Raw genomic sequence first — 208 nt, 5'->3', positions numbered from 1 at the left:
AGCCTGGGATAATCTTATCGGCTTTTACAAATTTCCCATTGGCTAGCTCTATTGAATATTTATCTTTTAAGGCAATTGGGGAAATACGAATTAGGGGACTAAATTCGTCGGATACAAAACTCCTATCAGCACCAGTATCAAATAAAACTGAAGCATAACAGTCGTTTAGAAGGAACGTACCCGTCACCAAATTTGGATCTTGACGAGC

General features: G+C 38.9%; 1 protein-coding gene. It reads right to left on the bottom strand.

Annotated features, from left to right (window positions below; all coding sequences use genetic code 11):
* On the bottom strand, positions 1 to 208 hold a 208-nt coding region (locus tag NJ376_RS28615; RefSeq protein WP_252956735.1), incomplete at both ends, for a pepsin/retropepsin-like aspartic protease family protein.

The sequence above is a fragment of the Siccirubricoccus soli genome (genome assembly GCF_024178315.1).
Lineage (GTDB): Bacteria > Pseudomonadota > Alphaproteobacteria > Acetobacterales > Acetobacteraceae > Siccirubricoccus > Siccirubricoccus soli.
The sequence above is the reverse complement of the archived record's forward strand: the minus strand, read 5'-3'. Positions and strand labels throughout refer to the sequence as shown.